Source organism: Dietzia sp. 111N12-1, assembly GCF_001658045.1.
In the GTDB taxonomy this organism is placed as follows: Bacteria; Actinomycetota; Actinomycetes; order Mycobacteriales; family Mycobacteriaceae; genus Dietzia; species Dietzia kunjamensis.
In genome coordinates, this window is the sequence record NZ_LSSV01000114.1 from 1 (window position 1) to 528 (window position 528).

1 protein-coding gene is annotated in these 528 nt (G+C 63.3%); it reads right to left on the reverse strand.

All coding sequences use genetic code 11. The features are described 5' to 3' along the window. Window positions 1-528 (reverse strand): IS630 family transposase (locus AYO52_RS17500; protein ID WP_156523668.1); only part of this gene is annotated, 528 nt, incomplete at both ends.

The window sequence follows — 528 nt, forward strand, 5'->3', positions numbered from 1 at the left end:
CGAGTTGACGCAGGAACGCCAGGAACTCCTGATGGCGATGCTTCGGCTTGACCGCGCCGGTGACGTGCCCGGTCGCAATGTCCAACGCGGCGAACAGAGTCGTGGTGCCGTGCCGCTTGTAATCGTGGGTGTGCCTTTCGATGCTGCCGGTGCGCATCGGCAGCATCGGCGCGGTCCTATCCAGCGCCTGGATCTGACTCTTCTCGTCAACACACAACACGATCGCGTTGTCCGGTGGCGCCAAGTACAACCCCACCACGTCGGTGACCTTCGCGACCAGTTCGGGATCGGTGGAGAACTTGAACGTTCCGGCCCGCCAAGGCTGCACCCCGAACTTGCGCCACGCCCTGGCCACGGTGGCGTTACCGATCTTCAGATGATCCGCCAGCAGGCGTGAGGACCAGTGCGTCACCCCGTACTTCTTCGGCGGAGGAGTCAACGTCGTGGTGATGATCTTCTGGTCATCTATCCGCTTCGGCCGGCCAGAGCGCGACTCGTCGAACAGGCCCGCGATCCCATCCGCCTCAT